This is a genomic window from Acholeplasma hippikon, assembly GCF_900660755.1.
Lineage (GTDB): Bacteria > Bacillota_I > Bacilli_A > Acholeplasmatales > Acholeplasmataceae > Acholeplasma > Acholeplasma hippikon.
On sequence record NZ_LR215050.1, the window covers coordinates 104,820 to 118,747 of the forward strand.

At 30.2% G+C, this 13,928-nt stretch carries 13 protein-coding genes; all 13 read left to right on the forward strand.

What is annotated here, in order from left to right:
* Positions 1-96: 96 nt before the first annotated feature.
* The 13 genes from EXC59_RS00570 (at position 97) to EXC59_RS00630 (ending at position 13,812) form a co-directional block, all read left to right on the forward strand.
* On the forward strand, positions 97-1,371 hold the full coding sequence (locus EXC59_RS00570; protein ID WP_035368956.1) for a Y-family DNA polymerase: 1,275 nt from the start codon (positions 97-99) through the stop codon (positions 1,369-1,371).
* The gene (locus tag EXC59_RS00575) at positions 1,364-1,684 is read left to right on the forward strand and encodes a YolD-like family protein (RefSeq protein ID WP_162163971.1); all 321 of its coding nucleotides are present in this window, start codon (positions 1,364-1,366) and stop codon (positions 1,682-1,684) included. The genes EXC59_RS00570 and EXC59_RS00575 overlap by 8 nt, the downstream gene beginning before the upstream one ends.
* Positions 1,685-1,799: 115 nt before the next feature.
* Positions 1,800-2,612, forward strand: coding sequence for a hypothetical protein (locus EXC59_RS00580; RefSeq protein WP_035368961.1), 813 nt, complete (start codon positions 1,800-1,802; stop codon positions 2,610-2,612).
* Between the two features lie 8 nt (positions 2,613-2,620).
* On the forward strand, positions 2,621-3,820 hold the full coding sequence (locus tag EXC59_RS00585; RefSeq protein ID WP_162163972.1) for a glutathionylspermidine synthase family protein: 1,200 nt from the start codon (positions 2,621-2,623) through the stop codon (positions 3,818-3,820).
* Position 3,821: 1 nt separating this feature from the next.
* A complete protein-coding gene (locus EXC59_RS00590) occupies positions 3,822-4,598 on the forward strand; it encodes a hypothetical protein (protein WP_051658992.1) in 777 nt (258 codons plus the stop codon).
* A 116-nt stretch (positions 4,599-4,714) separates the two neighbouring features.
* Positions 4,715-6,289: a beta-N-acetylhexosaminidase gene (gene nagZ / locus EXC59_RS00595; protein WP_035368965.1), complete on the forward strand. Its 1,575-nt coding sequence runs from the start codon at positions 4,715-4,717 to the stop codon at positions 6,287-6,289.
* A gap of 14 nt (positions 6,290-6,303) precedes the next feature.
* Positions 6,304-7,350, forward strand: coding sequence for a serine hydrolase domain-containing protein (locus EXC59_RS00600; RefSeq protein ID WP_035368967.1), 1,047 nt, complete (start codon positions 6,304-6,306; stop codon positions 7,348-7,350).
* Between the two features lie 67 nt (positions 7,351-7,417).
* On the forward strand, positions 7,418-8,416 hold the full coding sequence (locus EXC59_RS00605) for a hypothetical protein (RefSeq protein WP_162163973.1): 999 nt from the start codon (positions 7,418-7,420) through the stop codon (positions 8,414-8,416).
* Between the two features lie 133 nt (positions 8,417-8,549).
* Positions 8,550-9,257, forward strand: a complete 708-nt coding sequence (locus EXC59_RS00610; RefSeq protein WP_035368971.1) for an ABC transporter ATP-binding protein — start codon at positions 8,550-8,552, stop codon at positions 9,255-9,257.
* Positions 9,258-9,300: 43 nt separating this feature from the next.
* Positions 9,301-11,067: an FtsX-like permease family protein gene (locus EXC59_RS00615; RefSeq protein ID WP_035368973.1), complete on the forward strand. Its 1,767-nt coding sequence runs from the start codon at positions 9,301-9,303 to the stop codon at positions 11,065-11,067.
* A gap of 68 nt (positions 11,068-11,135) precedes the next feature.
* Positions 11,136-11,588 carry a PTS sugar transporter subunit IIA gene (locus tag EXC59_RS00620; RefSeq protein ID WP_162163974.1) on the forward strand — a complete coding sequence of 151 codons (453 nt, stop codon included), beginning with the start codon at positions 11,136-11,138 and terminating at the stop codon, positions 11,586-11,588.
* A complete protein-coding gene (locus EXC59_RS00625; protein WP_162163975.1) occupies positions 11,585-12,088 on the forward strand; it encodes a hypothetical protein in 504 nt (167 codons plus the stop codon). Before EXC59_RS00620 ends, EXC59_RS00625 begins: the two co-directional genes overlap by 4 nt.
* A gap of 98 nt (positions 12,089-12,186) precedes the next feature.
* Positions 12,187-13,812, forward strand: a complete 1,626-nt coding sequence (locus EXC59_RS00630; RefSeq protein WP_035368979.1) for a DEAD/DEAH box helicase — start codon at positions 12,187-12,189, stop codon at positions 13,810-13,812.
* Positions 13,813-13,928: the final 116 nt, after the last annotated feature.

Consider the following 13,928-nt stretch of genomic DNA (forward strand, 5'->3'; position numbering starts at 1 on the left):
ACCATGTATTTTAGGTTTCATTTTCAATAAATTTCATATTGCTTTCATTAGAAATTGGGGTATATAATATAGGAACCAAAAAAGGGAGGGCTATGCATGATTGATTTAAAACCATACCAAGTAAATAGAAACATACTCTGTATTGATCTTAAGTCTTTTTATGCATCTGTAGAATGTGTCTTAAGAGGTTTAGATCCATTTACAACACCTTTAGTAGTTGCTGATAAAAGTAGGGGCGGAGGTTCAATTGTTTTAGCAGTTACACCTTATTTAAAGTCAAAAGGTGTACCAAGTCGATTAAGAATATTTGAAATACCTAAAGGATTAGACCCGATTTATGCAAAACCTCGTATGCAAGCTTATTTAGAATATGCAAGTAAAGTCATTGAAGTTTATATGGAGTTTATCAGTGAAGATGATTTATATGTTTACTCAATTGATGAAGCATTTTTAGATGTAACGCATTACTTAGCTTATTATCAAATAACAGATATCGAATTAGGTAAACGTATCTTAGCACGTATCAAAGAAAAGTTAGGTTTGACTGCAACTTGTGGGGTTGGACCTAATATGTTACTTGCTAAACTATCTATGGATATTGAAGCTAAAAAATCAAAAGATTTTATCGCAAAATGGGATTATGAAGACGTTAAAGAAAAGTTGTGGTGTGTTCAACCTTTATCAGAAATGTGGGGGATTGGACACCGTATGGAAAAAAGATTAAATGATATTGGTTTATATAAAATTGGTGATATTGCAAATTACGATGTCTCGGTTTTAAAAAGAAAGTTTGGAATTTTAGGAGAAGAGTTATATTATCATACACACGGCATTGATTTAAGTATGATTAAGGATAAACAAATGCTTAGACGTGAGTCAAAATCATTTGGCATATCTCAAGTTTTATTTAAAGATTATGATGCAGAAGGTGCACTTATTTTAATTCAAGAAATGGTTGATGATGTTACACGCCGTTTAAGAATATCAAGAAAAAAATGTAAGACAGTTCACCTAGGAATTGGGTATACAAAAGCTTATGGTGGTGGGTTTAGTCGTCAACTCACATTAGAACAGGCAAGTTCAAATGAATCAGTGATTTATGATGCTTGTTTAACCTTATTTGATTTATATCATGAGGATTTACCAATTCGAACAATTAGTGTGAGTTTAACAAATCTAACAACGATAAATACTTATCAGTACTCTATCTTTGAAGATGCAAATGCCTTAGCTAAAGAAGAACAACTTCAATATACAATGGATAAACTTAAAATGAAGTTTGGGAAAAACTCAGTTTTACGAGCAACATCTTTAGAAAAAGATTCAACAGTTAAAGATAGAAACAAACAAATTGGAGGCCACCATGTATAAAGATAGAGGGATTATTAAATGGGCACCCTTTGATGCACTTGTTGGATTTCATGAACTCATTCAAGGAATTATTGATAGGAAAAATAGAATTGATCATCCAATTTTATTGGAAGATAAGTTAAGAGAATTAAATGAAATCTTTTTAAATGTTTTAAAAAATAACTTAATGGCAAATTACACTTACTATGAAAATGGATATATTAAAGAAACATTTGGTTATATTTTAAGGTTTGATGAAATAAAAAAAGAAGTGAAATTAGATACGCTAGTTAAATTAAAATTAGATGATATTTTAGATATTAAAATAATTTGAGATTATAAAGAAGAACTATAAAAAAAATAGTTCTTTTTTATTTATAATAATCACAAAATATAAAAAGTAATCTATGTTACAATGATACTGTATAAGCATCCAGGGGGGGATAATGATGGAAACTTTATTTTTAATTATTTTTCTAGCATTGGCAGTTATTTTACTTTTTAGATACGGCTCTTTTTTAATAACGAGAAAATACTTTGATAATGATATATCAAATGGTAAAATTGTTGCCGGATTAATTGCGATATTAATAATCATTATTGGTGGAACATATATTCTTTTATCCAATTTAGCATCATTTGATGTTGTTGGTAGTGAATACTATATTTTTTATTACTTAATGATGGGGATTGCCTATATTTATATTCATATTGTCGTCTTATATAATTTCTTAGGACTATCAATGATTGATGATGTTTTTAATAATAGCAATAGAGCAGCATTCTTAACCATTGGATCATCCTTACTTGGCTTATCTGTCATGTTTGCAGCAGCAAACATTGGTGATGGACCAGGATTTTGGACAGTCATTTTTGCTGACTTTTTAGGATTAGTTGCATATGTTGTAATCATGTATATTTATGACCGATTCACAAGAACTTTAGAACATATTCAAAGTGATCATAATATGCAAAAAGGAATTCGCTACAGTGTATTTGTTTTATGTTTATCAAGTATTTTAGCATATGGTGTCCAAGGCGATTGGACAAGTTTTAGTTATACAGTTGTCGAATTCTTTCATGCGTGGCCAGCACTAATTTTATTAATTTTAGGTTTAGTTTTAGAAAATGTCTTTAGACTCAATGATGAAAAAGGAACAACTTTCTTTATATCCGCTATCTATATTGGATTTACAGTTTTAGCATATATTTATCTAGTAAACGCGATTGACTTTGTAAGTTTAATCTTAGGTGGATATTAATGGAGGGCATGAAGTTAGTTAAGATTGATAAATCAATCTATGAAGATTACAAAATTGATGTTATTTTTGATGCTTATAAATGGGACCCACAAGTGGGGGATGTTAATACGGTTTCAGAGTATGTGTTATTAATTACTGAAGAAAAAGCAGCATCATTAAAACGTGATGCTGAAAACTTAACCAAAGAAACGCATATGATTCAAGAAGCAATGCTTAAAAATTTGAATTTTTCAAAAGAAGTTGGTTTATCTAAAAAGATGAAAAAGTACTTTATGAAACAAACAAAGTACAATCGAGATAAAAATGTAAGTTTAATGCGTTATGATTTTCACCCAACAACTAAGGGTTTTAGAATTTCTGAGGTAAATAGTGATGTTCCAGGAGGATTAGCTGAGGCAACGATTCTTGGTCATATCGCAAAAAAATACTTAGGATATGGGGAAGTAAAATACGATATTGCAGAGATTTTATATGATTCTTTTATAAAGATTAATCCAGAGTTAAAAGCTGTATCATTTGTACATGCAACATCCTATTCAGATGATCGACAAGTGATGCAATATATTGGAGATTACTTCGAATCTAAAGGTATTAAGTCATTTTATAATGACCCAACTGCATTAACTTTTAAAGATGAAACACCTTTTTTAGGTAAAGAAAGAATTGATGGAATCTTTAGATTCTATCCCTTAGAATGGTATGAAAACTTACCAAGAAAATATAAATGGCACCATTATTTTCATACCAATGCAATTTCATGTAACCACCCAGTGAATTTATTAAGTCAGTCTAAACGTATTCCTGTGATTTGGAATAAATTAGATATTGACTTAACAACATGGAAAAGCCTACTACCACATACAGTTGATCCTAAAGTTTTCTTTAAAGATGAAAGCTTAAGAAAAACGCATATCTTAAAACCTAATTTAGGTCGTGTAGGCGAAGGGGTTATGATTGATGGGGTTATTTCTAAAGTAGATAAAGAAGGTATCATGAAAGCTGCTAAGAAGTTCCCATTAAACTGGGTTGCTCAAGAAAAGTTTGAAAGTGTACCACTTGAAGTTGATGGTAAGTTATATCACTTATGTATTGGCGTATTTACTGTAAAAGATAAGTGTGCTGGTTTTTATGGAAGAATTAGCACGAAACCAAGAATCGATGAACATGCCGTCGATATTCCAATTTTAGTCGTTAAGGGGGATTTGTAAGATGACAGAAAAACAAGCATATAAAATTTGGAGCCCTAGTAAAAATCCATGGACAAGATGGACAAAGCCGGTTGCATTCATGAATCTAGGTGATGCATTATATTTTGATCCAGAACTAAAAGAAATTGAATTAGATATTACATACTCAAGCGAATTTATTTATATTGTTGATTTGCCTGATAGCGCAGCAATCTCTTATGGACTTGCTTTTGCTAAAAAAGGATATCAACCAGTTTGTCTATTTAATGGTTCAAATATTCAAAGTAAGGTTGTAACAGTTCCAAATCATAAACTATATCATGCGATTAAAGCGGGAGCAGAAATTTTAAAAGATATAAAGATTTATGAAAAAGCTAATCCAGTATTTTTACTTGATGACCGTCGTTTAGGTGAAAACGCACCAGTTGCCCCAGGGTATTTTGATAATCGATGGAGCATCTTTAAACAAGATTTTCCAACAGCAGAATATCTACTCAGTAAAAAGATTACAAGAGTTTATGTTGTTAAGGAAAAACAAAATATTGACTTACAGCATATTCTTTATGATTATCAAAAAAATGGATTAAAGATTTATGATGGCTTAACAAAAGAATTATTAAAGATTAAAAAACCAAGTGCAGTTAACTCAATTACTTACCGTACAGGGGTGATATTTGGGTTAAAGCGTAATGCTGCGGGTGGTTTTGGTGCAATGTTACCCGATGTGTATGATTCAGGTATTTATGTATCAACATCAAGAGGTAGACACCTCTATCGTAGCTATTATAGAATCGGTTAATATAGAAAGCGAAAACATACTTGTTTTTCGCTTTTTTATTCGATTAATGAAAGATTATTTAACATTATATATGTTAAGATAGACTTAAACTACTATACAAAAAAGGGTGTAAGCACATGTTTAATTATGATATTAATCAAATGTCTATAGATGATAAAATTGGTCAATTATGTATGTTCGGATTTGACGGATTAACCGTTAATGATGATATCATTGATTTAATTAAGAAGTACCGTTTAGGTAATATTATTTTATTTGCCAGAAACGTTCAAAGTGCAGAACAATTATTCAACTTAAATAAAAACTTACAAAAATTAGCACTATCATCAATTGGAATTCCTTTATTCATTTCAATTGATCAAGAAGGTGGAATGGTTACACGTATTTTTAATGGTTCAACATTCTTTCCTGGTGCAATGACAATTTCAGCAACAAATGAAGTAAAAAATGCATATAAACTTGGTCAAATAATGGGTGAAGAATTAAATGCGTTAGGGATTAACATGAATTTAGCACCTGTAATGGATGTAAATAATAATCCTAAAAATCCAGTTATTGGTGTTAGAAGTTTTTCTGATAACCCAGATGTGGTTGCAGCATATAGTACAGCTTTTGCTTTAGGTTTACAAGAGTACAATGTAGTAGCAACCGCTAAACACTTTCCAGGTCATGGTGATACAAATATAGATTCACACTTAGGTTTACCAGTCATCAAACATGATTTAGAAAGATTAAAAGAAGTGGAATTTAAACCATTCATTCACGCAATCAATCATGGGATTAAAGGTGTGATGAGTTCACATATAAACTTTCCTAATTTAACACAAGATGAACACCCGGCAACATTATCTAAGTCAATCATGACAGATTTACTTCGTGATTCGTTTGGCTTTAAAGGTTTAATTGTTTCAGATGGTATGGGGATGAAAGGTGTGGTTGATAAATACACAACTGAAGAAGCATGTGTGCGTGCAATTAATGCAGGCGTTAACTTAGTATGTGTATGTCATTCACATCAGCCAAGAATAGAAACAATAGAACACATTAAACAAGCTGTTTTAGATGGAAGAATCACAATGGAAACATTAGATAATCATGTGAAACTTATCTTAGAACATAAAAAAGAATTAATACACTTAGACTTAGAACAATCATATGAATCAATCATTCCAATAGTTGATAATAAAAAACATCAACAATTTAGTTATCAAGTCGTTGAAGATGCTTTAACTTTAATTAAGGGAAACCCAATCAAATTAAGTGATAAAGCGCTCTATCTAGGCATTTTACCAGCTGTGCTAAATATTGCTGATGATGCATTAGGTAATACAAAATTAATTGGTCCAGTTAAAGAAATTAAAAACTTAGATGTAAATATTGTTGAACTTAACCCAACAAGTGAAGAAATTCAATCATATGTTCAGTTAGCTAAAAATTATAACCAAGTGATTTTTACAACTTATAATGGAAATAACCATGAGGGCCAAATCAACTTAATTAATGAATTAGCAAAATTAGATAATGACTTACATGTCATTTCATTAAGAAACCCATATGATTTATACTACACAAAACAAATAAAAAATTACGTATGTTTATACGAATACACACCGAACTCAATTCAAGTATTAAAGAAATACTTAAAAGGTGAAATAACACCTAAAGGTATTGTTCCCATTAGATACGAGTAAAGGATGTTAAAAAAATGATTAATGAAATTAAAAAAATTTTAGAAGTAGGTGCTAACGCACATCATTTTCCAGGTGGATCATTTTGTGTATTATATGATGGGAAAATTGAATGTGACACTGTTGGTGTAACTGACTATGTAACAAAACGTCCTGTAACAAAAGATACCATTTATGATATTGCCTCATTAAGTAAAGTTGTTTCTACAACAACCATGATAATGAAGTTGATTGAAGAAAAAAAACTATCCTTGGATAGTCAGATTAAAGACTATGTTTTAGGATTTAGGCACGAGGATATCACGGTTTATGATTTAATGATTCATTCATCAGGTTTACCTGCTGATATCCAAAGATCAAATAAATTAAAATCTAAAGAAGAAGTTATTGAAAAAGCATTAGCAGCAGATATTATTTACCCAAAACATACAAAAGTAGTTTATTCAGATATTGGCTATATTCTTTTAGGGCTAGTGATAGAAAATATCACAAAAAAGCCAATTAATGAATATGCAGATGAAGTTATCTTTCATCCACTCAACATGAATGAGACAAGTTATCGTCCAAATAAAGAAAAGACTGCACCAACTGAATTTAGAGAAGATGAAGTTTATCACGGTTTACTGCAAGGTATGGTTCATGATGAAAAGTCATTTGCCTGTGAAGGGTTAAGTGGTCATGCTGGTGTATTTTCAACAGCAAGAGACTTAGCACGCTTTATCGAAAGTATTTTAAATGAGAAGTTTGTTATCAATAATGACTTATTAAATGAATTATTTAAAAATAGAATTAATTATGTAAGTGAAGATAATATCGAAATGAACCGTGCCTTAGGTTGGCAAAAGCCATATAAGAATGGTTATTTTGGTGAAAATTATGATTTTGAAAATACAATTGGGCATACTGGATTTACAGGATGTAACATGATTATTGATAGAAAACACAAATTAGGTTTTATCTTACTAACAAATGCAGTACATCCAAAACGTAATTTAAACCAAATCTTTAGTTATCGAAAAGAAATTGCTAAAGTATTAAATGATTATATAAATCAATCAAATTAGGAATACCAATTAGGTATGTTTTTCTTTTTGGTAAAAATAAAGTAAAATATGGACATAGGAGGGGGAAATGAAAAAAATATTATTAGTTTTAATGTCTATTGGATTATTTATACTGGTTGCATGTCAAAGTAACTTCATGCCACCACTTAAAAAATCAGATCAGGTTGAATTAACACTCGCCCAAAAACTTACATTATTGAATGAAATGAATTTAAGCGATGTTAAATCAAATGCACTAATGATTTCCGCAAAAGGAGATTTTAAGGCAAGTGCCGAACCACTCCCAAATGTAAGCAATTCATCTAATAAGGTACTTATACAATTTGAATTTGATGCATCAGCATATATTTCATTAGGAAATGAAGCATCTGAGTCAATTATGTATTTCAACTTAAATAAATTATTAGTAAACAATGAACAAAAAACTTCATACTTGGAATATCAAAATCGAATTGAAGCTACAAAATCATTTCTATTATTAAAAAATGGATATGTATATGCACAGCTCAATGGTTCTTATAAAACAAGCAATCAGGGGAATCCTGTTGAAGAGTCTTTTAATAATAAACAAATGCGCTCAAAAGAAGTCGTATTTACACAAAATGAGTATGAAATTTTAAAATCAATGTTTGACTCATTAGAAGAAAATTTACATTTTGATATTTCTGATAGTTTATTAGAACAAATTAAATACGTTGATAAAATGATTACTGTCTATAAGACAGGTGATATACATACCATTCGTTTATTAATTACTAAAGAACAAGTTATAGAATTTATAACAACAACTACTGAAAATTTACCATTGCCACCAGAATTTAAAGATTATTTAAAGAAATTAACGTTTGAGTTAAGAATTGAGTTAAATCAAAAGAAATTAAGTAAGATTTATTTAGCAAGTGATTTATTACTTGAATATTCGGATAGTGAAATGAAGAATGATGTGACTTTAAATGGATTACAATTTATGGTTGACTTTAATCCAGTAGCACCAACAATTCCATCAGATAGCTCATTAGATAAGTTTGAGCCTAGAGATAACTTTATATCAGGATTAATCAGATGATAGAAAGAAAATTAAATATGTAAATTGCAACAAAAGAAAAAGTTCTCATATTATGAGGACTTTTTTGTTAATAAGATTTTTTTTGTTATACGTGATAAAATGAGAGTAAGAAAGATACGGTGGGGAAATAAAGATGAAGAAAGACTTTATTAAAGCTTTGGATGTGGATAAGACATATAAAGTTGGCGAAATTGAAATTGAGGCATTAAAAAAGATGTCTTTTTCGATTGATGAAGGAGAATTAGTAGTTATTGTTGGACCAAGTGGTGCAGGTAAAACGACTTTATTAAACTTACTTGGTGGAATGGATACTTTAACTAGGGGCTCTTTAATCGTTGATGATAAAGACTTACGTGATCTTAATTCAAGAAAATTAACACTATATCGCAGAACAGATGTTGGATTTGTCTTCCAGTTTTATAACTTAATGCCCAATTTAACTGCATTAGAAAATATTGAATTAGCAATTGAAGTGACAAAAGATGCACTTGATGCTAAAGAAATGTTACATAAAGTCGGGTTAAAAGATAGAATGCATAATTTCCCTTCACAATTATCGGGTGGGGAACAACAAAGAGTATCAATCGCAAGAGCATTAGCTAAAAACCCTAAATTAGTATTATGTGATGAACCAACTGGGGCACTTGATTATGTAACCGGAAAATCAATTTTAGGGCTATTATCAGATGTTGCTAGAGTTGATCATAAAACGGTTGTTATTGTGACACATAATAGTGCATTAAAAGATATGGCAGATAAAGTCATTTATGTAAAAAATGGAACTGTTGAACACATGGTTAAAAATGATAGACCACTAGATATCAGTGAAATTGAGTGGTAATTCTTATAAAAACTAACAATGTTCAAAGTAAGGGCGGGTGGGTATGAAAACATATATTAAATTATTGTTTCGAACACTAAAAAGTCAATTAACCAGAATGTTAGTAATCGCATCGATTATTGCAGTCGGTGTGGCTCTTTCTACTGGTTTAGGCAGTCTACCTGCACAATTAGAAGAATCTTTTAATGATTACTATAAAGAAGTGAATTTTCCAGATTTAATTATTAAAGCTAAAACGCAAACTGGAATAAGTGAAGCGGATATTAACACGATTACCTCATTACCTTTTGTAGAAAGTTTTGATACATTAATTGAAATGGATATGGCAGATGGATTCCGTATTTATATGATGGACCCAATCTTACAACATACAAATAAACTAAAACTCTTACAAGGTAGATACCCAAGAAGCAATACAGAAGTCTTAGTAGAAAAATCTACCAAATGGATTAAAGCGTATGAAGTAGAAGATGAAATTACTTATCAAGGACAAACTTTAACGGTTGTAGGTATTGTAGAAAATCCACTTTTAATTTTCCAAGAAGAAATTCCTAGTAATTTAGATGGTAAAGCCTTAGAAACTGTGATTTATTTTGATACTAATTATCGTACTTTACCAATTACAACAGATCTTTATATAAAGTTTAATATCAAAGAATCAAACTTCAGTGTAGCTTATATGAATAAAGTTGAAGCTCATGTTAATGAGATTAAAACTATCATATCTACTGATTTAGCTTATTTAACTAAAAATGAAATGATTACCCATGTGGCAGTAGATGCTAATATCGAAAAAATGGAAGTCATTAGTGCAATCTTCCCTGTTTTCTTTACAATTGTCATTATTATTGTATCTTTAACAACAATGACAAGAATGATTGAAGATGACAGATTAATTGCAGGATCATTCTTATCATTAGGGTATAGTCTTGCAAAAATTCAATTTAGATATTATTTTGTTGCTATACTTGCAGGATTTATAGGCGCCTTTATTGGGATTACATTAGGTTATGAAACACTGGCAAAATTAATATATAATGCGTTTAATCAGTTAGTCGTGATGCCACCATTAACAGATACAGTTCATGTTGGATTTGGGATTATCATTTCAGCAGTGTTATTAGTAGCAATGTTAATTACTATTGCCTTAATTTCTCATCAGTTATTTAAGGAAAAACCGGCTAATTTATTAAAGTATAAGAGTCCAAAACCAGGAAGTAAGTTATTCTTAGAGAGAATACCTTTTATTTGGAAACATTTAAAGTTTAAATACAAATCCACATTAAGAAATATCTTTAGATACCCAACACACTTTTTCATGACAGTATTTTCAATTATGGGGGCAACAATCTTAGTGTTTGCAGGGTTTGGCTTATTTGATAATACACAAGTTATTGAGGATGGTAGTTCAAGTTCAATTGAATTAATTGCCTTAATTGTTTTACTATCAGCCGCAGCTTTAAGTATTTTAGTAACCTTTAATTTAACAAATATGAATATTGAAGAAAGAAAAAGAGAAATTGCTACTTTGAAAGTATTAGGGTATACAAAGTTAGAAGTTTCTGGTTATATCTTTAGAGAAATATTTATAATCTCACTTTTAGGTATTTTAATTGGCTTACCACTAGGCTATGTATTCTTAGGCTATGCCTTAGATTATATTGTTTATGGTACGGTTGAAAATGTAACGATTCAAACATGGATTCTTACACCGATTTTATCGGTAATCTTTATTATCATTACAGATATTTTACTGTTTGGAAAGATTAATAAGATAGATATGAATGCTTCACTTAAATCAAATGAGTAACTTACAATAATAGTTGACATCACTTGGAAATTAACTTATAATCAATTGCGTTTTGTTAAGGAGAACATATGAAATTATTACAACTTGAACACATTGAGTTTGACGTAACTGTAGAAAATAAAGATGCTTTATTTACTTATTTAGCAAATAAACTTTATGATCTAAATCGTGTTACTGGAGCTAATGAAATTAAAGAAGCATTATTAAAAAGAGAAAAAGATATCTCAACAGGTGTTGGTGATGGCATTGGTATTCCTCATACAAAAGATTCATCTGTCTTATTTCCAACGGTTCTTTATCTTCGTTTAAAAGAAGTTGTTCCTTATGAAGCACTTGATGGTATTTCGGTTAAAGATGTTTTCTGTATTGTGATGCCAACAAGCTATAATAAAGAACATTTAGTCATTTTATCTAAGATTGCTCAAGCATTATTAGATGAAACAAAAGCAAAGTTAATTAGAACTGAAGAAAATAAAGAAGTTGTTTTTGAAGCGCTAAAGAAAGAAATTATGAGTGTATGAAACTAGATTTTTGGTTCGACTTTAATTGTGATTCTTATGAGTCATTAAAGTCTTTCAAAGAAGCTTTTGATTCATTTAAAAATAAAGATGAAGTAACAGTAAGTTTTCGTTCTATTAATTTTAATGATTCTACGAAGTTTCATGAGACTTATCAATTCTTAAAGAAAAAAGGATTAAAATTAGAAGTCTTATTAGATTTATTCTGTGACTATATGCATAAAGTTTCAATTAATGAAGCGATAAAAAACATTTCAGATAAATATCAAGTGAGTTTAGATGAGTTAGTACTTAACCTTGAAACTGAAAAGAGTAAGAAAGTCATTAATAATCATATGGAACATGCGAGTCTACAAAAAATTAATCAAGTTCCAACGATAACGATGTCCCATGGGTATAAACTTGTAGGTGTTTTATCAAAAGAAGAAATAAAAGAAACACTGATTCAGATGTATGAAAAGGACGCAGGTATCGAATATTGTGAAGAAAATTGTGAAAGATGATGTGAATGTCATCTTTTTTTTGTATTATTCACAATTCTAAAATATTATATGGTATACTTAACAAGGCTTAAAAAAATGTAATAGAAATTAGGGATAGAATGTCACTTTTATTTAATGATTTACCAATTTTAGATACAACAAAGGAAGCGTTGAATCAATTAGGGTTTACAACACCTACACCGATTCAAGCATTAGCAATTCCAAAGATGATTGAAGGACTTGACTTAATCGGTCAAGCGCAAACAGGAACAGGAAAAACTTTTGCCTACGCAATTCCTATGGTCGAAAAGACTGATACAACAAAGAAAGTTACGCAAGGATTAATCTTAACTCCAACAAGAGAATTAACGATGCAAGTTTATAAAGAAATTTTAAAACTTGTTAAGTTCTACCCTTCCTTAAAAGTAACAACCATTGTTGGCGGAGAGAGTTATGATAAGCAATTTAGAGAATTAGCCAAACACCCTCATATCATTGTAGCAACACCAGGTCGTATTATCGACCACATCGATAGAAAAACTGTTGATCTATCAAATGTTAACACATTAACATTAGACGAAGCAGACGAAATGTTGAAGATGGGATTCCAAGAAGACTTAGAACGCATCTTACAATCATTACCAGAAGAACGCCAAACTGTATTATTCTCAGCAACATTACCTGCATTCATTAAAAAGATTGCAAGTCAATACCAAAAGAATCCAGAATTCTTAAAAGTAGAAGCTGAAACATTAACAGTTGATCGTATTACTCAAGGATACTTCCTTGTAAAAGATGAAGATAGACCTAATCTATTAGTTAGACTATTAGATATGGAAAATCCAAAAACAGCAATTATTTTCGCGAACACTAAAGCTGATGTTGATAAGATTGCTGCTTCATTACAAGATGCTAAATTCACTGCCGATGCATTACATGGTGATTTAAAGCAATCTCAAAGAAATTATGTAATGAGCAGATTTAGAAATAAACAATTATCACTTTTAATCGCAACTGATGTTGCTGCTCGTGGTTTAGACATCTCAGATGTTGAACTTGTTATTAACTATGACTTACCACAACAAGACGAAGTTTATGTTCACCGTATTGGTAGAACAGGCCGTGCAGGTAAGAAAGGTAAAGCTTACTCATTCGTTACACCACGTAAACGTAGAATGATTGAAGTATTATCTAAATTCATCAAGACTGATATTAAGAAGTTAGAATTCCCAGATGAAAATGCAATCTACAAACAAAGAATTAAAGCATTTAAAAATGAATTAAAAGCTTTAATGGCTGAAGAAGTGCCAAATCATATGGAATTATTAAATGAATTCTTAACAGATGAACAAATGAAAGATCATTTATTAAATACTTTATTAAATCAAATCGTTCCAGTTAAGAAAGAATACCCTGAATTAGCACCAGTGGTAGAAAGATCAAGAAGAACTGAAACATCAAGAAATGATCGTCGTAAAGGTGAAAAATCAGATGCACCAAAACGTACAGGTAAATATGAAGACTTTATCATTAACTTAGGTAAGAAAGATGGTATGACACCTCAAAACTTATTCAAAGTATTAGAAAAAGAATTCGGAATTTATTCTAAGAATGTTGGTGACATCAAGCACTTATCTGGAGAAACAATCTTCGGTATTAAATCAGAAGTTGTTAACAAATTAAGAAAAGATAAGGCTGTAAATTACCAAGGTAAAAAAGTTACAGTTAAAAATTTCAAACGATAAAAAGATAGCATGAGTTAAGCCCTCATGCTTTTTTTATATTTATATTTAAATATAGCGCTTTCTAAAAAATAGATATTCAGTCAAAAACATGTTACAATATGGAAGTATAGAACATT